The sequence below is a fragment of the Pseudomonas sp. GW823-FHT06E10 genome (genome assembly GCF_058794995.1).
This window is the reverse complement of record NZ_JBXAHJ010000011.1, coordinates 49060-70177: the sequence shown is the minus strand read 5'-3', so window position 1 is coordinate 70177 and position 21118 is coordinate 49060. Positions and strand designations below refer to the sequence as shown.

The 21118-nt window shown below is 61.4% G+C and carries 16 protein-coding genes; all 16 read right to left on the bottom strand.

Translation table 11 applies throughout. The features are described from left to right. Positions 1 to 75: 75 nt before the first annotated feature. Positions 76 to 1002 (bottom strand): ketoacyl-ACP synthase III, encoded by a 927-nt coding sequence (locus AC1Q6Y_RS18515; RefSeq protein WP_056721553.1) that lies wholly within the window; start codon positions 1000 to 1002, stop codon positions 76 to 78. A gap of 226 nt (positions 1003 to 1228) precedes the next feature. Then, positions 1229 to 2281, bottom strand: coding sequence for a pseudaminic acid synthase (gene pseI / locus AC1Q6Y_RS18510; RefSeq protein ID WP_057715898.1), 1053 nt, complete (start codon positions 2279 to 2281; stop codon positions 1229 to 1231). Further along, complete coding sequence (gene pseG / locus AC1Q6Y_RS18505) at positions 2274 to 3779, bottom strand: UDP-2,4-diacetamido-2,4,6-trideoxy-beta-L-altropyranose hydrolase (RefSeq protein WP_349735913.1); 1506 nt, start codon at positions 3777 to 3779, stop codon at positions 2274 to 2276. Before pseG ends, pseI begins: the two co-directional genes overlap by 8 nt. After that, a complete protein-coding gene (pseF, locus tag AC1Q6Y_RS18500) occupies positions 3776 to 4483 on the bottom strand; it encodes a pseudaminic acid cytidylyltransferase (protein ID WP_218497072.1) in 708 nt (235 codons plus the stop codon). The genes pseG and pseF overlap by 4 nt, the downstream gene beginning before the upstream one ends. Then, positions 4480 to 5100, bottom strand: coding sequence for a pseudaminic acid biosynthesis-associated methylase (locus tag AC1Q6Y_RS18495; RefSeq protein WP_489340001.1), 621 nt, complete (start codon positions 5098 to 5100; stop codon positions 4480 to 4482). The genes pseF and AC1Q6Y_RS18495 overlap by 4 nt, the downstream gene beginning before the upstream one ends. Then, positions 5100 to 6290 (bottom strand): UDP-4-amino-4,6-dideoxy-N-acetyl-beta-L-altrosamine transaminase, encoded by a 1191-nt coding sequence (pseC, locus tag AC1Q6Y_RS18490; RefSeq protein ID WP_057715901.1) that lies wholly within the window; start codon positions 6288 to 6290, stop codon positions 5100 to 5102. The genes AC1Q6Y_RS18495 and pseC overlap by 1 nt, the downstream gene beginning before the upstream one ends. Positions 6291 to 6415: 125 nt before the next feature. Next, positions 6416 to 9340 carry a TIGR00180 family glycosyltransferase gene (locus tag AC1Q6Y_RS18485; RefSeq protein WP_492624947.1) on the bottom strand — a complete coding sequence of 975 codons (2925 nt, stop codon included), beginning with the start codon at positions 9338 to 9340 and terminating at the stop codon, positions 6416 to 6418. A 52-nt stretch (positions 9341 to 9392) separates the two neighbouring features. Beyond that, positions 9393 to 10121 (bottom strand): cephalosporin hydroxylase family protein, encoded by a 729-nt coding sequence (locus AC1Q6Y_RS18480; protein ID WP_090453807.1) that lies wholly within the window; start codon positions 10119 to 10121, stop codon positions 9393 to 9395. Between the two features lie 29 nt (positions 10122 to 10150). Continuing rightward, complete coding sequence (locus AC1Q6Y_RS18475) at positions 10151 to 10816, bottom strand: acetyltransferase (RefSeq protein WP_090453805.1); 666 nt, start codon at positions 10814 to 10816, stop codon at positions 10151 to 10153. Then, positions 10813 to 11934: a DegT/DnrJ/EryC1/StrS family aminotransferase gene (locus AC1Q6Y_RS18470; RefSeq protein WP_057715905.1), complete on the bottom strand. Its 1122-nt coding sequence runs from the start codon at positions 11932 to 11934 to the stop codon at positions 10813 to 10815. The genes AC1Q6Y_RS18475 and AC1Q6Y_RS18470 overlap by 4 nt, the downstream gene beginning before the upstream one ends. Next, on the bottom strand, positions 11931 to 13157 hold the full coding sequence (locus tag AC1Q6Y_RS18465) for a methyltransferase domain-containing protein (protein ID WP_492624946.1): 1227 nt from the start codon (positions 13155 to 13157) through the stop codon (positions 11931 to 11933). Before AC1Q6Y_RS18465 ends, AC1Q6Y_RS18470 begins: the two co-directional genes overlap by 4 nt. Next, positions 13154 to 13714 (bottom strand): dTDP-4-dehydrorhamnose 3,5-epimerase family protein, encoded by a 561-nt coding sequence (locus tag AC1Q6Y_RS18460; RefSeq protein WP_057715907.1) that lies wholly within the window; start codon positions 13712 to 13714, stop codon positions 13154 to 13156. The genes AC1Q6Y_RS18465 and AC1Q6Y_RS18460 overlap by 4 nt, the downstream gene beginning before the upstream one ends. Then, positions 13711 to 14793: a CDP-glucose 4,6-dehydratase gene (rfbG, locus tag AC1Q6Y_RS18455; RefSeq protein ID WP_492624945.1), complete on the bottom strand. Its 1083-nt coding sequence runs from the start codon at positions 14791 to 14793 to the stop codon at positions 13711 to 13713. The genes AC1Q6Y_RS18460 and rfbG overlap by 4 nt, the downstream gene beginning before the upstream one ends. Further along, the gene (gene rfbF / locus AC1Q6Y_RS18450) at positions 14775 to 15548 is read right to left on the bottom strand and encodes a glucose-1-phosphate cytidylyltransferase (protein WP_489339998.1); all 774 of its coding nucleotides are present in this window, start codon (positions 15546 to 15548) and stop codon (positions 14775 to 14777) included. The genes rfbG and rfbF overlap by 19 nt, the downstream gene beginning before the upstream one ends. Positions 15549 to 15828: 280 nt before the next feature. Beyond that, positions 15829 to 19422, bottom strand: a complete 3594-nt coding sequence (locus AC1Q6Y_RS18445) for a glycosyltransferase (protein ID WP_492624944.1) — start codon at positions 19420 to 19422, stop codon at positions 15829 to 15831. Between the two features lie 116 nt (positions 19423 to 19538). After that, complete coding sequence (locus tag AC1Q6Y_RS18440) at positions 19539 to 21110, bottom strand: flagellar hook-associated protein 3 (RefSeq protein WP_492588335.1); 1572 nt, start codon at positions 21108 to 21110, stop codon at positions 19539 to 19541. Between the last annotated feature and the right edge of the window lie 8 nt (positions 21111 to 21118).

Sequence of the window (21118 nt, the reverse complement as noted above, 5' to 3'; positions counted from 1 at the left end):
TTACAAGCAAAAAAGCGCTCAAGGTTAACCCTTGAGCGCTTTTTTGTACCGGCCTTTTTATTAAAAGACGTTCACTCAAGGACGATAGATAATCGCCGAACCCCATGACAGCCCCACTCCGAAACCGCTGAGCGCAACGCGCTTCCATTCGGAATCGAGAATATGCTTTTCCAGCAGCAATGGAATGCTCGACGACACCGTGTTACCGGTCTCGACCATGTCCTTGATGAACTTCTGCGGGCACTCTTCGAAGCGCCGCGCAACTGCGTCGACAATCGCCGCGCTGCCTTGGTGAATGCAGAACGCATCGATGTCGTCAGCGCTCAATTGCGATTCGCCCAGCAACTCATGCAAATGCGCCGGCACCTTGAGCAGTGCGAAATTGAACACCTGGCGACCGTTCATGAAGAACACGCCGTCGGTGACTTTCAAATGTGGGGCGCCGGAACCATCGGTGCCGAACTTGGCCTTGCCCAGTGCCCAGGTCGGGTTCTCACCCATCCAGGTAGCCGTGGCCGCATCGCCGAACAGCATGGTGGTGTTGCGGTCTTCCGGGTCGACGATCTTCGAATACGGGTCGGCAGTGATCAGCAGGCCGTTCTTCAGGCCAGCGGCCTCCATGAAGCCCTTGATCGCATAAATGCCGTAGACGTAACCGGAACAACCCAGGGAAATATCGAACGCAGCGACGTTGGTCGGCAGGCCGAGTTTGTCCTGCACGATGGCCGCGGTATGCGGCAGGCCTTCTTCGTCACCGTTCTGGGTGACGACGATCAACGCATCTATGGACTCGCGTTTCAAATCGGGGTTGCTGGCAAACAGCGCATTGGCCGCTTCAACGCACAGATCGGAAGTTTCCTGATCAACGCCCTTGCGCGGCAGGAAAGCCGAACCGATCTTGCCCAGGATGAATTCTTCATCCTTCTCGAATTTTGCACCTTGTGCGTAATTGTCCACGCCGGCTACAGGAACGTAGCTCGCAATGCTCTTTATGCCAATCATTACGGCTTCCCAATAATAAACAGCCCAATACCACCACTCGCAGGAATCGAGGGGCGCCGACAAACCTGGATTTGCGTCGCCCCAAGGCGACGGCCGGGAAGCGTAGAGGGCCATCACTGAACCCGATAAAGGGTCAGGCGCCATCTTCCCGGTCAATACAATACAGTGAAGATGCCCGTTATGACTCGCAGGTCACGCTATTTTGCCGAATCAGCCCGGCAACGGGTCATTCGACCAACGACCAATCCAGTGCTGTTCCACGCTTGATGGCCTGACGGGCACGGCGTCCCAGGAGACTTTGCGCGTGTTTGGGCGCCAGCCCGAGACCCGGACGGATGGCTCTCAGATTTGTCCCGTCGAAGGGCTCGCCGGCCGCCATATCCCGGGTTACATACAACGATCTACGGTACACCAGGGATTGGCGCTCAGCCTCGGTGACACCGTAATGCACCTGCCCCATGGCTTGCCAGGCGCGCTCGGTTTCAATCACCAGGCTGGCCAGTTCGGAAGGCTCCAGCGAGAAACTGGCGTCGACGCCACCGGCCGCACGGTCGAGGGTGAAATGCTTTTCCACCACCGTTGCCCCCAATGCCACCGCCGCCACGGACACACCGACCCCCATGGAGTGATCGGACAGCCCCACCTGGCAATCGAACAACTCGCGCAAATGCGCGATCGTGCGCAGGTTGCTGTTCGCGGGTGATGCCGGATAGGTGCTGGTGCATTTGAGCAGCACCAGATCCTTGCACCCGGCCTCGCGGGCGGCGCGCACGGTTTCATCGAGCTCGGCGATGCTGGCCATGCCGGTGGAAATGATCAGCGGCTTGCCCGTCGCTGCCACCCGGCGTATCAGCGGCAGGTCGGTGTTTTCGAAACTGGCGATCTTGTAGGCCGGCACGTCGAGGCTTTCGAGGAAGTCCACGGCGCTCTCATCGAATGGCGTGGAGAACGCCAGCAGGCCCAACTCCCTGGCGCGAGCGAAAATCGGCGCATGCCATTCCCAGGGCGTGTATGCCTTCTCGTACAGCGCGTACAACGAACTACCGGCCCACAGGCTGTTGGGGTCCTTGATGAAAAACTCACCCTCGGCCAGGTCCAGGGTCATGGTGTCGGCGGTGTAGGTCTGCAGTTTCAACGCATGGGCACCGGCCTTGGCCGCGGCCTCGACGATTTGCAGCGCCACGTCCAGGGACTGGTTATGGTTGCCGCTCATCTCGGCAATGATCAATGGCGGCGCATCGGCACCGATCAGGCGCTCGCCAATCTTGAAGCTAGTCATCTGCGTGATCCTTCAATACGCGCGTGAACGCGCAGGCACTCTGGGTAAAACCGGCTTCGCGAAAGACATTCAGCGACGGCTGGTTAGCGGGCAATACCTGGGCGGTGAGCGACTCAAGTTCTGGCCAGCGGGCCTTCACAAAGGCTTCTCCACGGTCCAGCAGCGCCCTGCCCCAGCCCAGGCCGAACCGACCTTCGAACAGATAAATCGACACTTCGGCGGTAAAGCCACGCACGTCATAACGCAGCACACCGACCGGACCGTCATCGGCCTCGGCTATCAACAGCAGCCGCCGGGGATTGCTCAGGGTCGCCGTCAGCCAGTTTTGATGCGCGGGCCACTCGATCACTCCGGTCTCCAGCGACCAGTGGCGCACGGCCTCGGTGTTGCGCCCGTCGAACAACAGCTGCGCATCACCCAGGGTCGCCGGACGCACCCTCAGCACCGCGCCGGCCAGCGCAGCCGCCACTCGCTGCGCCCCCCGGCCATCGACCAGTTGTCGCGATTGCCGCGCCAGGCTCTGGCGCAGACCCTGGTTACCCGCGACAAAGCCGATGGCCAGGCGCAATTGCTCGACACTGACCTGCTCGCGCGCCCCCATGAACACATGGGCGCCCGCGGCCGCCATGACCTCGCCGTTGACCTGCTGGTTGTTCGATACGGCAATGCAAATCGTCGGCAGCCCCATGGCCGCCCGCTCCCAACTGGTGCCGCCACCCGCCCCGACAAACAGGTCGGCCTCGGTCATCAATCGATAAAAGTCACTGACAAAACTGTGCAGGCGCCAATGCGGGCGACTCACCGCCAACGCCTGCATCTGCGCCCAGGCCGGATTATCTGCTCCGGCGACAAAATCGACTTCCAGCTCAGCAAAGTCTGCCAGCGCCAGCATCGCATGATGGGTCTGCATTGCCGCGTCGAAACCGCCGAAATTTACCAGCACACGCCGGGCCTGAGGCTTGATTTCGATGGCCGGGCAACGGAACTCGTCGCGCAGCATGGCAAACCTTGGGCCGAACAAGGTCCGGCAGCCTGGCGCCAGCAGCGACGCATAAGCCTCTGGCGTTCCCGAGAGATTCTGGTTCAGCAGCAAGTCGGCGCTGTAGGTCCGCGTGGCGAGGTCATCGACCACGGCGATCCGTGGTGCAAAGCGCCGGGCGGCCGTCTGCCAGTGATGATCGAGGCCGTAGTGGTCGACAATGATCCAGTCAAACGCCGGCTGGTGCTCCAGCAGCGGCTCGAGCGCGGCGATGTCCGTCTGCCATGGCAGCATGGACTCGATGGCTTGCTGCGGGTCTTCATCGCTGTAGCGCTCGGGCAGCGCGAAGGTTTCGAAGCCTTCGGCCCGCAGTGCCTCCAGTCGATGCCCCGGTAACAGGCGACAGGCGAACGCCACATGACTGCCCTGCCTGCGCAACACCCGGGCCAGGCACAGGCAGCGCGCAATGTGGCCGCTGCCGATGGTTGGCGAGGCGTCAGAGCGAATCAGCACTCTCATTGCAGCTCACCCCCGGCCTTCAGCGCGGCATACAGGTATTCGGCGCGTTTCCAGTCCTGCGGTGTGTCGATGTCCTGCACCAGATGACGCGGCAGGATGACCGGCAGGCTGTACGGCGAATACAACACCTCGCCACGCAGCCAGGCATCGCTGCGGCCCCAGTAGAACTGTCCGGCATCCTGATAGGCGATCGACAAATCCTGGGAGCGGGTATCACGATACTGCGGATACAGCGCCGTTAATGCCCCCTGATCATCAAGGGTCAGGGCTCGCTGGACCGGGAATCCGAAGTCGCACACCGAAAAAGCGAATGACTTGTCGGGATGCTGTTCCAGCAGGCTCAGCCCCTGGACAAGAAATCGCGATTGCAACAAAGGCGCGGTCGCGTAGATACAACAGGCGCGATCAAACTCGTCCCCTTGTTCGCGCAAGGCTTGCAGGGCATGGGCGATCACCGCCGCGGTGCCCGTGAAGTCGTCGGCCAGTGCCGCCGGGCGCATGAAGGGCACCTGGGCGCCGCAGTCCCGCGCCAGCCCGGCGATTTCCTCGTCGTCGGTGCTGACCACCACCCGGGAAAACAACCCGGATTCCAAAGCGACCTGAATCGATCGGGCAATCATCGGCACACCGGCAAACGGCTTGAGGTTCTTGCGGGGTATGCGTTTGCTGCCACCGCGGGCCGGAATAATGGCGACGTTGTTCAACGGCATTTTTCCAGGACAAACCAGGTGATGTCATCCACCGGGAATTGCCGATCGCGGTGGTAACCAAAACCGTAATCAACCAGTTGCAGGTCGTCATAGCGATCGAGCATTTCACCGGCGAAATCGCGTTTGAACAACTTGCCGCTGTTGCCGCGATACGGGACCTCGACCGGCACCGGGTTGTAGTACTCGGCGATCAGTATGTAGCGCTGGCTCAGCTCATACAGTTGCGCGTACGCGGCCGGCAGCAACTCCGGCGCCAGGTGAATCAGAACGCCTTTGCTCAGGGTCAGGTCGAAGGTGCGTTCCCGTGGGAAGTCGTACAGCGAACCCTGCCAGATGTGTGCGATACCCAACGCCCGGGCCGCGGCACAAGCGCTGGCATTGATTTCCACGCCGAACAACTCGCAGCGCGGCAACAGCTGGTGCAGTGCCTGCAGGTTGTTGCCGGCATTGGTGCCCAGTTCTACCAGGCTGTCGATGTGCCCGACCCGTGTCAGTGCCTTGGCGAACAACGCCAGGTTGGCCGCCACCAGCGGCTGCCCGACATTGCGCTCAACGTACTGGTTACCGAATTCACCCTGCCAGAAGGTTTCCTGCTCGGTCAGTTCATGCATCACACATTTCCCACCCGCCGCAATGGCTGGATTATTTCGATCAGCTGCCGCATCTGCTCGACCACGTAGTCCTGTTGTTCATCACTGAGCAACGGATATAACGGCAGGCTGATGGCTTCGGCGTAGTAACGTTCTGCCTGCGGAAAATCACCTTCGACGAACCCTAGATCACGATAGTAAGGCTGCAAATGCACGGGAATGTAGTGCAGGTTCACACCGACCCCGGCCTCTCGCAACCCCTCGAACACCTCACGATGAGTGAGACCGATCTGATCGAGTTGCAGCCGCACCACATACAGATGCCATGACGACTCGGCCTCGGGTTGCGCACCAGGCAAGGTCAGCGGCAAATACGCCAGCAAGCGGTCATAACGAGCCGCCAGTTCACGTCGGCGCTCGATGAACTCATCCAGCTTGTTCAACTGCGACAAACCAAGGGCCGCTTGCAGGTCGGTAATGCGGTAATTGAAGCCCAGCTCCACCTGCTCGTAGTACCAGGGGCCGTGGCTGGGTCCGGTCATCTGCTGCGGATCCCGGGTCATGCCGTGGCTGCGCAAGCGTTGCAGACGCTCGGCCAGTTCCGGGCTGTTGGTCATCACCATGCCACCTTCGGCGCTGGTGATGATCTTCACCGGATGAAAACTGAACACGGTCATCGCGGCAAACTCGCCACAACCCACCGGCCGCCCGGCGTAGGACGCACCAGCGGCATGGGCTGCGTCTTCGATCACAGTAACGCCATATCGCCTGGCCAGTGCGGCAATCCTGCGCATGTCGCAGCTCTGCCCGGAGAACGCCACCGCCACCAGCACTTTCGGCAGCCGGCCTTCACGCTCGGCCCGCTCCAGCTTGACGGCCAGCGCAGCGGCATCGAGATTCCAGGTCAGCGGGTCGATGTCGACAAAATCCACCTCGGCACCGCAGTAGCGACCACAGTTGGCCGAGGCGAGAAAGGTGTTCGGTGTCGTCCACAGCCAATCGCCCGGGCCGAGCCCTGCCGCCAGGCAAGCGATGTGTAGGGCCGCCGTGGCATTGCACACCGCCACGGCAAAACCTGCCTCGCAGCGTTCGGCCATCGCTCGCTCAAAGCGCTCGATGGTCGGCCCCTGGGTCAGCCAGTCAGACTGCAATACACCGACCACGGCATCGATGTCCGCCTGATCAAGGCTTTGCCTAGCGTAAGGAATCATGCTGGCAACCAGACACGCACCAGCGCGTCCCGAATGATCCGACACCCGAACGAACCGGCCCCGCCTGCGATGAAAATCGATTTTCCGTTGAACATGCCTTGAATCCTTATACCTGTTCGCCAGGCCTAGCCGAGCATCTGCGCCCAGTTCACCGAAGCACTTTCGCCCAGGGCAAAGCCTTTGCCGCTCAAGGCCAGATTGGCGTTATAGGCCTGGTCCTGAGCAAAGGCTGGGGCCCACTTGTCACGCAGTGCATCGAGGGCTTGCGGCGCTTTTGGTACTTCACCCGAATGAATCACCTGTACCAGCGGCGTCCACACGGTGAGGTAACCGGCCTGACCGGCCCGCAGGCACAGGTCGACGTCGCTCAAGCCGTCGGCGAAGGTCACGCTGTCCAGACCGTCCAGCTCGTCGAACAACGCTTTACGCACCATCAGGCACACCATCGACACCGCCGAGTAGTTCTGCTCCAGCGCCAACCGGTGCAGGTAACCTTCGGCGTCGTGTTTTTCACCAACAAAGGCTGAACCCACACCACCGTTCATGCCGAGAATCAGACCGGCCTGAGTGACCTTGCCGTCGCGGTCGATCAACTTGGGACCGACCACGCCGACTTCCGGACGCTGGGCGTGATTGAGCAGCGACTCAAGCCAGTTCGGGTTGACCACTTCACTGTCGGCGGCCAACAGTATCAAGTACTCGCCCTGCGCCTGCTGGCTGGCCGCGTTGTACAACGCCGCATCGCTCATACGCTTATCGGTGCGCAGGACGCTGACTTTCGGATGCTGATAAGTACCGAGCCAGTCATTGACCTCGGCCGACTGATGCTGATTGATCGCAACCAACACTTCGTACTGGATGTAGCGGGTTCGCAGCAAGACCGCTTGCAGGCACTGCTGCAGGGCCGAAAGATTGTCCCCGGCCGGCACGATGATCGACACCAGCGGGCGTTCGGTGTGGCGGTAATCGATCTGCCAGGTGCCAGGTACCGTCGAAGTGATCTTGGCCTTGTAGCCACGATTGCCCAGGTGGCGCAACAACGCCAGGCGCTCATCGGCGTTTTCTTCCAGTACCGGCGCCCGGGCAATCACCAGCGGCTCATCCAGGTGGGCCAGCCCGTTGAGGCCACCCTGCTCGATGATGCGCAGCAGCAGGTCGAACTCAAGGGCCTTGCTGAAGTCAGGCTGGTAGCCACCGACTTCAAGGAACACTTCCCGACGGATCAGCCAGTGACGCGCCATCAAGGCCGGCAGGCTTTGCAGCAGATCAAGATTGAAGCCAGGACGGAATACGTCCACCAGTGCGCCTTCGCTGGTGCGCTGGATTTCGTCGGTGGCGACGGCGCGGCAATCCGCGGCAGACAACAGTTCCAGGCTGGCGCGCAACAGCCCGCCGGCAGTGAACTCGTCGCCGGCTTCGGCCAGCATCAACCAGTCGCAAGACGACTGACGAGCCCCCTGGTTCAGCTTGTCGACGTAGTTGCTTTGGGTAACCCGGACAAAGTGCAGAGTGTTCTGCGCCGTGGTCGCGGCCGGTGCTTCACCGGTGGTGAAGACCACAATCCTGAACGCCTTGCTGTGACCTTCGAGCAGGCTGTCGAGAGAGACTTGCAGCTTGTCGATATCGTTATCCAGGTCGAGCAGGAAAATCCCGAACTGAGGACCACCGTCGTTGGCCGCAAGGTGTTGGGCGATCGTCTCAGCCTCTTGTTCATCAGGCTGGCGGGGGGAGAGCCATTTGAGCAGTCGACCGGAGAGCATCTTGTCGAACGTCGCACGATTACCCTCAACCGACACCGCCTCCAGACGTGCAGCCCAATCGCCCAGGGTCTGCGCTTCTTCGTCCTCACCCAACAGTTCCAGCTGGGCCACCAGACGCTTGACCACCGCGCGGTTGAAGATGTTGCTGTCGTGGGCTTGCCACAAACGGTCGACCACACTTTCCGGCGTGTCATTGTTGCGCGCCAGCATCAGGCTCTGCTGACGGGTCCAGATACCCTCCAGGCCTGCCAACTGAACGCGACCGGCCGGCATGGCGTGCAACAGGAACTCGAACTGGGTCAACTGATCGAAAAACGCCTGGTTGTAGAACGGCATTTCGACGTATTGCTTGGGGCCGAAACGGCGCACAGGGCCTTTCTCGACGCTCGTCCAGGCGGACTCGATAATCAGCTCGGTGGTCAGTGCGCGACCGGTGCGCAAGCTATCGGCCAAGGCCTCAAAGCTTTGCAGCGCGAACTGCCGGCCTTGCTCCGGGTCCTCGCTTTGAACTTGAGTCGGCAAGCCGAAGAGGAAAGCGGCAAAGGCTTCACGCTCGGCGACCGTCCTGGCATCCGTATGAGCCAGCGTGTGGAAGATTTCAGTGTTGTGATCCGAGTACCCGTAGTTCATTTCACGCACGACATACGGGATCGGCAGAATCCGCGCCTTGCCCCGCGCCAGCATGTAATAGGTGTGACCGATTTCCTGCCATTGGAAGGACGTATCCTGAGGCATCACCTGATACCAGTCACGTACCAGGTCGGTGCGCTGTACGGCATAGAAAGGCGGCAGGTACTGGTGCATGTAATCGAGCACACGCTCCTCGGCGTGCTCGGACGAATAGTCTTCGCAGACCTTCTTGTCCCGCCGGAAGTAGCTGACGCTGTTGGGTTGCGACAGGTACATCATGCTGTAGCCGTGGCACAGGCCGTAATCGGGATTGGCCTGCATGAATGCCACGGCTGCGCGCAGGGCGTCGTGCACATGGAAGTCATCGTCGGCGGCGAACACCATGAACGGCGTGGTCACTTGTTCCACGCCAAAGGCCAGCTTGGCACGGACTCCCCAGTAGCCAAACTGCGGAACATGCTGGTAATCCACATTTTCAAACTGCCCGGCCAGGCTTGGCTGACCTTCAGTCGAAGAATCCAGCACCAGAATCCTGCAAGGCAAGCCGCTGTAGAAACGTGCGGCCCGGCGCAAAAATGCCGGCCGCTCGTGAGACATCAGCACCACGGTCAACTGTTCGTTGAGTGCCAACCCGTGTTCAGAATTGTTCTTGCCTTGCATACATTTCCCCACAACGGCGAATCGCCGAAAAAACCCAACGATGTCTTGTCGATTACCGCACGCGACGCAGATAGCCATCCGGCGCGACGGTGATCAGCAGCTTGCTGTGAATGGCCTGATCGATTTCAAAACCGCCGTTTTCTTCCAGGTAAGCCCATACCGCGGTCTTCGGGTTGTCGCCCTTGCCCCACGGACGGTCCGGGAACGCGTCTTCGGGCATGTCTTCAACCACGGTATCCATCACCACGCAGTAACTGCCCACCGAGGTCATCGGCGCATAGGCCCGCAGCTCTTCCAGGACGTGCTCGTGGGTATGGTTGGAGTCCAGCACCACCAGCACTTTCTTGCCTTCGACGCGCTGACGGACCTGCTCGACGATTGCCGGATCAATGCTCGAACCCTGGATCATCTGGATCCGCTTGCTCATCGGGTGCGCTTCGATCGCCTCACGGTTGTGCTGGCGGATATCGATGTCGACGCCCAGCACTTCGCCATGGCCGATCAGTTCGAGCATCGAGGCGTAAAACACCAGCGAGCCGCCGTGGGCAATACCGGTCTCGACAATGATGTCCGGCCGCAGCGCCCAGATGATCTCCTGCATGGCGACCATGTCCTGGGGAAACTGAATGATCGGGCGGCCCATCCAGCTGAAGTTGTAGGTGTATTTATGCTTGGCGGTCGTGCCAACCCAGTCCAGCGACGTGGCTTGCAACGCTTTGTCCTGTTGCAGGCCTTCGATGTTCTCTTTTACTTCTTCACGAAACTGCTCATGAGGATTCATTACAGACTCTCCGGAAATTGGTGCGGTGGTTAATTGAAAACCCGACCGTCTTGAAAGGAAGCTGGATTGGTCTTGATGGTCCTGGCGGGACTGCCCACCACAACCGCATAGTCTGGAACGTCTTTGGTCACCACGGCGCCTGCACCGATGGTGACCCAACGACCGATGCGCAATCGCGGCAGGATCGTGGCGTTGGTGCCGATGAAGGTGCCGTCGCCGATCTCGACGCAACCGGCAATGCAGACACCCGGCGCCATGAATACCGAATGGCCGATCTGTCCCTCATGCCCGACGACGCTGCCGGCGCTGATGCTGGTGTTATCACCGAGACTGACTTGCGCCTGCATGATCACGCCCTCTTGCAGATAGGTGCCGACGCCCATGGTGATCATCGTCAGATCGATGCCCGGGTGGATGAAGTTGCCCAGGGTGCCGCCGGCCTCGACGATTTCGCAGGTGGTCCGGTAACGCAGCGCCGTGGTGCCAGTGATCAGATTGACAAAGCGTGTATCGGGGCCTTTCAGCTCGGCCACCTTGTCGGTACCACCCACCACCGGCACGCCATAAAACAGCGTGCCTTGCTTCGCCGGATCGTTATCGAGAAAGGCGAACTGCACGTCCGGCTGGCTGCGTTGCAGGGTGAGGATCATCCGTACCGCTTCAGGATTGGCCGCCCCCAGCAGGTAAACCTTCATAGCCGCGTCCTTTTGAGTACCAGCGCGCGCAGCACCTCGATGACCCGTTGCTGATCGTCATCGGTCATGTCGTGATAACTCGGCAGATTGATCGCGCGCTCCGGCAGCGCATGCGCCACGGGCGAGTCAGCCGTCAGTTCGCTGAACATCGGCAAGGACGACAGCGGCCAGAAGAACACCCGCGCATCGATATCGGCGGCCTGGAAGGCTGCAATCAACATGTCCCGCGTGATCCCCAGCTCGCGGTCAAAGACGACGGTGGGCATCCAGTAACCGTTGCGTGCGTGTTCGGGCTCAGGGTTCATGGACAGGCCCGGCAGCAGGGCCAGCGCCTGGGCATAGTTGGCGAAGATCGCGCGCTTGCGTTCGATCAGCTCGTCGATCCGTTCAACCTGGGCGCAACCGACGGCCGCTTGCAGGTTGCTCATTTTGTATTTGAAGCCCAGGAAATCCGGCCAGAACTGTTTGCTGCTGCCCGCTACCCGACCATGGTTGGACAGGGTCAATACCCGGTCATACAGGGCCTTGTCCGACGTCACGAAGATCCCGCCTTCGCCGGTGGTCATGGTCTTGGTGCCGTGAAAGGAAAACGCACCGAACGCGCCCAGTGAACCCGCCGCCTGACCGCGCCACTGCGAGCCGATCGCCTCGGCGGCGTCTTCGATGACCGGCAGGCCAAACTCGCGACCGATGGCCAGCAGCGCATCCATGTCGCAGAGATTGCCGTAGAGGTGCACCGCCAGAATCGCCTTGGTCCGTGGGGTAATCGCCCGGCGAACCTGCTGCGGGTCAAGGCACCAACTGTCGGCCAGCACGTCGACGAACACCGGTGTCGCACCCAGATAGGTGATGGGCGCAGCCGAGGCGATCCAGTTGGTATCGGCGAGGATCACCTCATCGCCGGCACCGATGCCCAGCGCCGCCATGCCCATGTGCAGCGCGCCGGTGCAACTGGACGTTGCAATCGCGTAGGTCGCACCCACGTGCTCGGCAAAGGACTTTTCGAAGCGGGTCAGGTACTCGTAGCAGCGCTCTCCCCAACCATGGCGGACGGCATCGAGTACGTAGTCGGCTTCCAGTTCACCGACACTGGGTTTGGTGTAATGAATTCGGCTCATCGAATGATCAACTCGGGAATGGCAATGACAAAACGACCGTCCCATGCACGAATGCCGGCAAAGGCCTGGGTGATCTCATCCAGCAGGTTCCACGGCAGCACCAGCACGTAGTCCGGTTTTTCGATGTCGATCTGTGCCGGCGACACGATCGGAATGCGGCTACCGGGCAGGTACTTGCCTTGCTTGTGCGGGTTGGCATCGGCCACCCAGGCCAGCAGGTCCGGCTTGACCCCGGCGTAGTTGAGCAAGGTGTTGCCCTTGGCGGCGGCGCCGTAGCCGACCACGCGCTTGCCATCGGCCTTGGCCTGCAGCAGGAAGCGCAGCAGGTCATGCTTGATGCGCTCGGCGGCGGGTGCCAGGGTCGCGTAGTACTCAGGGGTTTTCACCCCGGCGGCGAGTTCAGCCTGCAGCTGTTGCCGAACCGTCGGTTGCACTTCGCGACGCTCGCCGTCCAGCCGCTGGACGAAGACCCGCAGCGAGCCGCCATGGGTCGGGAGCTGACTGACGTCGAACACTTGCAGGCCATTGCGCTCGCACAAGGTCTGCACAGCGGTCAGCGACAGGTAGGAATAATGCTCGTGGTACAGCGTGTCGAACTGCTGGCCGGCCATCAGGGTCAGCAACTGCGGGAATTCGAAAGTCGCCACACCCGTCGGCTTGAGCAAGGTCGCAAAGCCGCCGAGGAAATCGTTGATATCCGGGACGTGGGCCAACACGTTGTTGGCGGCCATCAGGTCGGCGCCCCAGCCTTCGCTTTTCAATTGCGCGGCGGTGTCGCGACCGAAAAACAGCTCACGAATCTCCAAGCCTTTTTCCCGCGCCGCTTGCGCGGTGCTGCGGGTCGGCTCGACGCCCAGGCAAGGGATGCCGCGCCCGGCCACGTACTGCAACAGGTAACCGTCGTTGGCCGCGACTTCCACCACACGGCTGTCGGCGCTCAGGCCGAAGCGTTCGACCATCTCGGCCACATAACGCTCGGCATGGGCCAGCCAGGTGCTGGAGAACGAACTGAAATAGGCGTACTCGGCATCGAACAGGCTGTCGGCGCTGGTGTAATCCTCGGTTTGCACCAGCCAGCACTGCTGGCACACGGCAACCTTCAACGGCACCCATTGTTCGGCCTGCTCCAGCTGGTCGGCACGCACGTAAGCGTTGGACGGCGGCGAGGTGCCCAGGTCAATCAGCGGCAGGGCCAGCGCAGCGGCGCAACCACGGCAGTTCATAGACGCACTCCGGCAAAGTGTTCATCGAGCGCCGGATGGCTCGCATCGCGCACCGACAGATTATTGACAGGCAACGGCCAGGCAATCGCCAGCCGTGGATCGAGCACCGACAACCCGCCTTCATGTTCCGGCGTGTAGTCGTTGCTGTGCAGGTAAAGCAGCTCGGCATCGGCACACAGGGTCTGGAAGCCATGGGCGAACCCGGCAGGAATCAACAGGCTGCGGCCATCGCCGGCACGCAGGTGTTCGGCGTGCCAGTGCAGGAAAGTCTCGGAGTCGGGACGCAGATCCACCGCGACATCCCAGACTTCACCACGCAGGCAGGTGATCAATTTGGCTTCCGGTGCACGGGCATTCTGGTAATGCAGGCCACGCACGCTGCCGCGTTCGCGGGTGCAGGAGTGATTGATCTGGCGGATATGAAACGCCTGGCCAAACGCACCGAGGCTGCCTTCGCAAAACAACCGGGAAAAGTGCCCGCGCTCGTCCTCGAAACGTTTGTGCTGCACGCTGAACAATCCGTTCAGCGGCAACGTCTTCAGCAGAAATTCACTCACAGCGTGCCTCGGTACAGGTTCAATTGCGCCAGGCTGACGGCGCGCATGTCATCGCCGTTCTGCCACGCCAAATGCCAATCCAGGGTCTGGGTCAGGCACTGCTGCAACGACCAGCGCGGTTGCCAGCCCAGCATTTGACGGGCGCGGCTGCTGTCCAGGCGCAACAGGCCGGCCTCATGCATATCGCTCGGTTCGATGCGTAGCCCGCGTGCTTGCGGCCAGCGGCTGGCGAGCAGTTCGACCACTTCACCGACGCTGCGCATGTCCGCCTCACCGGGGCCGAAATTCCACGCCCCGGCGAATTGCGGGCCCTGCTCAAACAGGCCGGCCGCCAGTTGCAGATAGCCGGCCAGCGGTTCCAGCGCGTGCTGCCATGGGCGCACCGCCTGGGGATAGCGCAAGGTCACGGGCTCATCCGCCGACCACGCCCGCAGCACGTCGGGAATCAGCCGCTCCGGGGCGAAATCGCCACCGCCGAGCACATTGCCGGCGCGGGCCGTGGCCAACGCCAGACCATGCTCGCCATGCTTTTGCGGCGCAAAGAACGAGGCGGCATAGGATTGCGCCAGCAATTCGCAGCACGCCTTGCTGCTGCTGTAGGGATCATGACCGCCCAACGCTTCGTTTTCGCGGTACGGCCACAGCCATTCCTGATTGGCGTAGACCTTGTCGGTGGTCACCAGCACGCAGGCGCGCACGCCGCCCACCTGACGGATCGCCTCGAGCAGGTTGAGCGTGCCCATGACGTTACTGGAGTACGTGCCCAACGGGTCGCGATAACCTTCGCGCACCAGCGGCTGGGCCGCCAGGTGCAGAACGATCTGCGGCTGGGTTTCGGCGATCAGTTCCAGCAAGGCCCCCAGATCACGCAGGTCGCCGCGCTGATCATTGATGCCTTCGTGAACCCGGGCCAGTTCGAACAGGCTCGGCTCGGTGGACGGGTCGAGGGAAAACCCGCTGACCTCGGCACCCAGGCTTTGCAGCCACAATGTCAGCCAACTGCCCTTGAACCCTGTGTGGCCGGTGACCAGCACGCGCTTGCCGCGCCAGAATTGCGGGCTCAGTCCCATTGCTTCCATGGGGCCTCCCCGCTCTGCCACAGCGCTTCGAGGTGATTCTTGTCGCGCAGGGTATCCATCGGTTGCCAGAAACCGTCGTGCTGGAACGCCATGAGTTCGCCGCGCTCGGCCAGGCCGTCCAGCGGGCCGGACTCCCACGAGGTTTCATCGCCGTCAATCAACGGCAGCACTTTGGGCGACAGGACAAAGAACCCGCCATTGATCCAGCCACCGTCGCCGCGAGGTTTTTCAGTGAAGCCCAAGACCCTGTCGCCATCGCGATTGAGGGCGCCGTAGCGACCTGGTGGTTGTACCGCGGTGACGGTCGCCAGCTTTCCGTGCTTGAGATGGAAATCCACCAACGCACCGATATTGAGGTCCGACACGCCGTCGCCATAGGTAAAACAGAAGGCCTTTTCGTCTTCGAGGTAGCGTCGGGCGCGGCGCAAACGGCCACCGGTCATGGTCTCTTCGCCGGTGTCGATCAGCGTGACGCGCCATGGCTCGCTGTAGTTCTGGTGAACATCCATGCGGTTGTTGCGCATGTCGAACGTGACGTCGGAGGTGTGCAGGAAGTAGTTGGCGAAGAAGTCCTTGATCGCATAGCCCTTGTAGCCAAGACAGATCACGAAATCGTGGATTCCGTGAGCGGAGTACTGCTTCATGATGTGCCAGAGAATTGGCTTGCCGCCGACCTCGATCATCGGCTTGGGCTTGAGGTGCGACTCCTCACTGATCCGCGTACCCAGGCCACCCGCCAAAATAACTGCCTTCATCCCCTTCCCTCTTGTTCGTCACAGGGCTCAGCCAAGCTGTATCAAGCTTTTGCGGGGCCATCTGGGTTAAACCTGCCGCCGTTCAGGACACGTCCGGACTCCCCGGAAGTGCTCGTTTTATGGCGATATAAGGGGGACTTGCAGGAAACGCGCCAGCTCTTTCAATCCGCTACCGGGCAATGCCTGGCGGGCATCTTCAACGCTGATTGGAAAACCTGGCGGCAAAAAAAAGGCAGGCGACTCAACGTCGCCTGCCTGGACGGGATGGATGCGCGAACGGTCAGTCCGCCAGCCAGCCATTTTCCCAGTAGCGCAAATTGTCGCCGCGCAGCACGTAGTCACGCAGCACGATCTCGCGCAACTCATCGCCCATGCGATAGCTGGCGTCCGGATCGGCCAGGTGCATGCGGATCGCCTGCAGCCATTCATCCGTGGAGTTGGTCTTGATCCGGGTGCACGGCAAGTATCCGCGATAGGCTTCGGTGTCGGTGCAGATCACCGGGTAACCGCACGCGCCATACTCCAGCAGCCGCAGGTTGCTCTTGCAGTCGTTGAAGATGTGGAACTCCAACGGCGCCAATGCCAGATCCAGGTTCAGGCTGGCCAGCTTGGCCGGGTACACATCCAGCCCGATCACCCCATGAAACTCATGCATGTACGGGCGCAAATCGTCCGGGCACATGCCGAAGAAGACCCAGTCGACTTCATTGGCCAATTCGCGGACCACATCGGCGATGACCGCCAGGTCACCGTGGTGGCTGGTGCCGCCACCCCAGCCGACCCGAGGTTTTTTCGAAGTGCGGCGCTGACTGCGCAGATCGGTCCACAAGTGCGACGCCAACATGTTGGGTACCACGCGGATGTCGTGATGCATGTCCGACAGCGCGTTACCCAGCGGTTCGGTGGAGACCACCACGCGATCGCACATGCCGATGGCGCGCCGGACCAGCGACTCCATTTCATCCTTGCCCGGCATATTGCGAATATGCGCATTTCGGTGCGGGACGTTGATCACAAAGTCATCCAGCTCATAGATACGTCGCGCGCTGGAATATTTTTGCAGGCTCGGGATTTCGTTGATCGGACCTTCGGAATAGCGCCCCTGCAAGATGATCACGTCAGGCGAATGGCGCTCGACTTCGATGATGGTCGGCAGGTTGTAATGAATGCGCCCATGCGCCCTGCCGGCGGCCTCCAGTTCGATCAGCGGTTGCGTGACCCGATAATGGCCAATGGCGGATGCGTTGACCGGCAACGCGAGAATCTTCGGCAATTGCGCCTTGGAAAACGGACTCCAACCGGATCGCAAGCCGGGTTCGAGACTGAAGCTTGCCCCACCCACCCCCTGCAACGCCAGGTTGGTGTTGTAGGCCGGATCACGGGCCACGATCGGCAGCCAGCGCTTATAGAAAACCTCCTGCTCCTGTTCGCTCCGGGCCTGGTCACCCTCTTGCGCAACCACCGCCGGCTGCGCGCCCAAGGCCAGTTGCGCGTGGGGCGTCCACACCACCAGATAACCTTCCTGGCCGACCCGCAGACACAGGTCCACCTCGTTGAGGGAGTGGGCCAGGCCCTGCTCATCCAGGCCGCCGACCGCATCGAAGACCGTCTTGCGCACCATCAGGCAGTCGCCGCCGACGGCACTGAAATTGTGGGCGACCTGCAAGCGGTACATGTAGCCTGCCGCGTGCAGCATCTCGCCATGGAACGGCACGCCGGCGGGCCCTTGCAGCCCGAGAATCAGGCCGGCATGCAGCACGCGGCCATCGGGGTTGAACAGCTTGGCCCCCACCACACCGACTTCCGGACGTTGCGCATGATTGAGCAGTTCACCCAGCCATTGCGCCTGGGTGATCACCGTGTAGGGGTTGAGCATCAGGACATACTCGCCAGCGGCCTGCTGCACGGCGAAGTTGCGCACCGCCGCTGCATTGCCCTGCAACTCGTAACGCAACACCCGGACCCGGTCGCTGCCCAGTTGCGCCATGCCGGCGAACCAGTCAAGCGCCTCGGCGCTCTCGCTGCCATTGTCCACCAACAGCAACTCGTATTCACCGTACGCGGTTTTCTCCAACAAGCTCTCGACACAGCGTTGCAACGCCAGGGTCTGGTCCTTGCTGACGATAACGATCGACACCAGCGGCCGATCTTCATGGTGATAGTCGACCCGATTGAGCAGTGCCGAACTGCCCTGGCGAATGCCGTGGGCGACACCCAGGCGCTGCAAGTGCGCCTCGAGTAACCGCGGATTGGTGTCCACCACTTGCGGCAGCGACAGCCATTTGGTCAGGTCGAACGCCGACTCCAGCAGAACCTCCGAAACGTGTCCGACCACCTGCGTACCGCCGCTCTCGACCATTCGCCACAACACATCGTGTGGCGCCAGTTCGCCGTACACCGAATCGAAACCGCCCAGCGCCAGGAACTGCTCGCGCTCGAATGCCAGCGCTCGCCCCACGTAGGGATAACTGCGCATCAGGTCCAGGTTGAAGTCCGGCTTGAAGGCAGGCTCGGCCGACTCCCCCTGATGCAACCCACCTTCGTCGCTGTACAGACAGGTAAGCGCGCGCGACAGCGCAATGCGTTCAGCCATGACCAGCAAGGCCGGCGCCACCAGCCGATCACCGGCACGCAGCAGATAGAACCAGCCAGTGCCTTCCAGTTGCGGTAACAAGGCGTTGATCTGCTGCTGCCAGTCGTCCTGCAACGGCAAACGGAACACACGCTCGTCGAGCACGGCTTCTGTGCACGATGCCGACAGCACCAGCGTCAGCTCAGGGGCGTAATCCTGATCCGCCAGCGATTGCAGGGTGAGCTCCAACGCCGAACGGCTGCCGTGCTCATCGATGATGATCGGAACGATTTTGGGCTTTGTTGGCCACGCTTCCAACGTGTCCGCCAACAGCTCGCGCTGACCGTCGGTGAGACGGCGGCACGCCAGCCACTGGGCATACAGTTGCGCGAAACTGACACTGGCAATACCGACATGCCAGTCCTGGGTGGTCTGCTTGGTGCCCAGAGTCCGGCTCAGCGGCAACTCCTCCCAAACCCGCGGCGACTCCTCCACCCTGGTCAATGGCAGATAGCGCACCCAGCCCTGGGCCGGCGCTGATTCGCCGCTACGTGCCTTGAGCATCTGCGACAGCCACTGCCGCTCGATTTCGGCTGCGTCCTTCATCGACTGTTGGCCGCTCAATCGTTCGGGGTACAGGCGTTCGACGCCGAGCACGTGATTGGACACCGCCAGGTTGCCGCGCCGCATCAGGCAGACATACAAGGCGAAGTCGAGGGTCGCGACGAAGCAATGGCCTGGCTGAGTCAGTGCCGGGAACAGTTCGAGCACGTCAGCCCGACGGAACATCGCGTTGCTGAAACCACCGAGGATGTTGACCGGGAAATTTTCGAAGATCGCCAGCAGGTCCTCCCCCTTGAACACCCCGCCCACAGGGGACAGCGGGGTATTTTCCAGGCGCGAAGGCAGAGGCATGTCGTCGGCATCCCAAAGCAGTCGCTGAGCGACGACCAGGTTGACGTCGGCACAATCGATGAGCATCTGCGCCTGACGCTCGATGCAGGCCGAGAACAACTGGTCGTCATCACAAAGAAATTTGATGTACTCGCCCCGCGCCTGCTCCAGGCAAGCCTGCAGGTTACCCACCAGCCCCAGGGTTCGCGGGTTACGCACATAACGTACGCTCGCCCCCTCCTCAACCAGCGAAGCCACGATGTCTTCGATTTCCTGGCCGCGACTGTCATCGCAAACGATGATCTCCAGATTGCCGTAGCTCTGGCTCACCGCCGTGTGCAAGGCACGACCGAAAAAGCGCGGATTGAAGGCGGGAATGACCAGGCTGACAAGCGGGAGTGAATTCACGGCGGGCTCACAGGCGGCGCGAGCCCGCCCTGAATAGCGAGCCCTTTGTTACCGCAAAAAAAGACGATAAATACTGAAGGGACAAGGCCATCGGGCGCCTGCGCGCCCGACCACCGTCAGATCTTGTTGAACAGGCCCAGCTGGGAAATCTTGCTGAAGGCCAGCTGCGCAGCCTGCAACATGGTTTGCTGCAAGGTCAGGCGAGTCATGACTTCGGCCGGGTCCGAATCGCGAATTGACTTCTGGCTCTCGCTGTTCGCAAGGGTCAGGCTCTCGTTGGTCGCGGTCTGGTTATCCAGCGCCTGGCCGCGAGCACCGATCGTGGTGATGGCCGAACCGATCTGGTTGGCCGCACTGTCGATGTTGCCCATTCCCGACTCCATGGCCCCCAGAAACTTCTGCTTGGCCACTGCGTCGCCGTCGACTGGCGTGTTCAGCGCGGTGATCATCTGGCCCAGGGTGTCGAGCACGTTCTGGGTCTGATGGTTGTTGTTCTGGATCACGAACTGGTCGCCGGACGCTGGAGTGCCTCCGCCCAGGGCAAAGGTCACGCCCGCCGCGGTGGCGTTGCCGCCCGAAACCGTGCCCGACGAGACCGGCTTGCTGTCAGCGGTGACCGGGGCTGCATACAGGTCGAAATTGGTGGCGCTGGTGAACTTGAGGATCGCCCCGCCCGCCGGGAAGGCGTTGGTGTAAGCCGTCGGGTCGGTCACGCTGGAACCGGTGATGACCGCCGTCGACGGGTTACCGGCGCTGCGCGAGGTGTTGAAGGTATCCGACGTGGAAGACAGATTGAAACTGTGGCCGGCGATCACCGCATCCGGGTTGGTATCACCGGATTTGAGGTTGATGTTCAGCTTCAGGTCGACGCCACGGAAACTGACCGTCTGGTTGGCGCCGTTGGCATTGCTGATCAGACCGTTCTGGCTGGCTTCGGCGGTCACGTCGTTGCCCAGCGAGTCGGTGATCTTCAACTGGGTGCTGCTGAGGAAACTGACGGTGTAGGGCTGGCCGCCAGTGAACTTCGCGTTGTAGGTGGAGCTGGTGCCAACCGTACCGTTGGACAGCACCACGCGACCGTCATCCACCGCCGGAGCAGTCATGGTGGTCTGGGTGCGACTGGTATTGATGGTCTGCTGGAACGCATCCCAGCCAGTGGTGTTGGTCCCGACCGTCATGCCATCGCCAATGCCAAGGTCGATGGTGGTCTGGTCACCGTTGTAGCTGTAGGTGCCGTCGGCGTTCTGCGAGTAAGGCGCGGTGTCGGTTTTCGAACCGGAGAACAGGTAGTTGCCGCTCGCGTCCTTGGAGTTCATCAGGCCCAGCACTTGTTGCTGGATCTGGCCCAGTTCCGACGCATAAGCCTTGCGGTCCGCGTCGGTGGCAATGCCGTTGCTGGCAGCGAGGGCCAGTTCCTTGACGCGCTGCAAAGCGGTACCGATGGAACTGAGCGTGGTTTCCTGCAGGCTCAACGCATTCTTGGTGCTGCCGATGTTGGTTTTGTACTGCTCAAGCATCGCGCTCTGCTGGCCCAGTTGCAGCAAACGACCGGCGCCGATCGGATCATCGGCGGCAGTATTGATGCGGGTCAGGCTGCTGGCTTCGTTGCTGGTCGCGATGGCCTTGTTGAAGTTGCGCTGGTAGTTGGCAGCGGTGATTTCGTAATACTGGGCGGTGGAAATGCGCATGAATTACG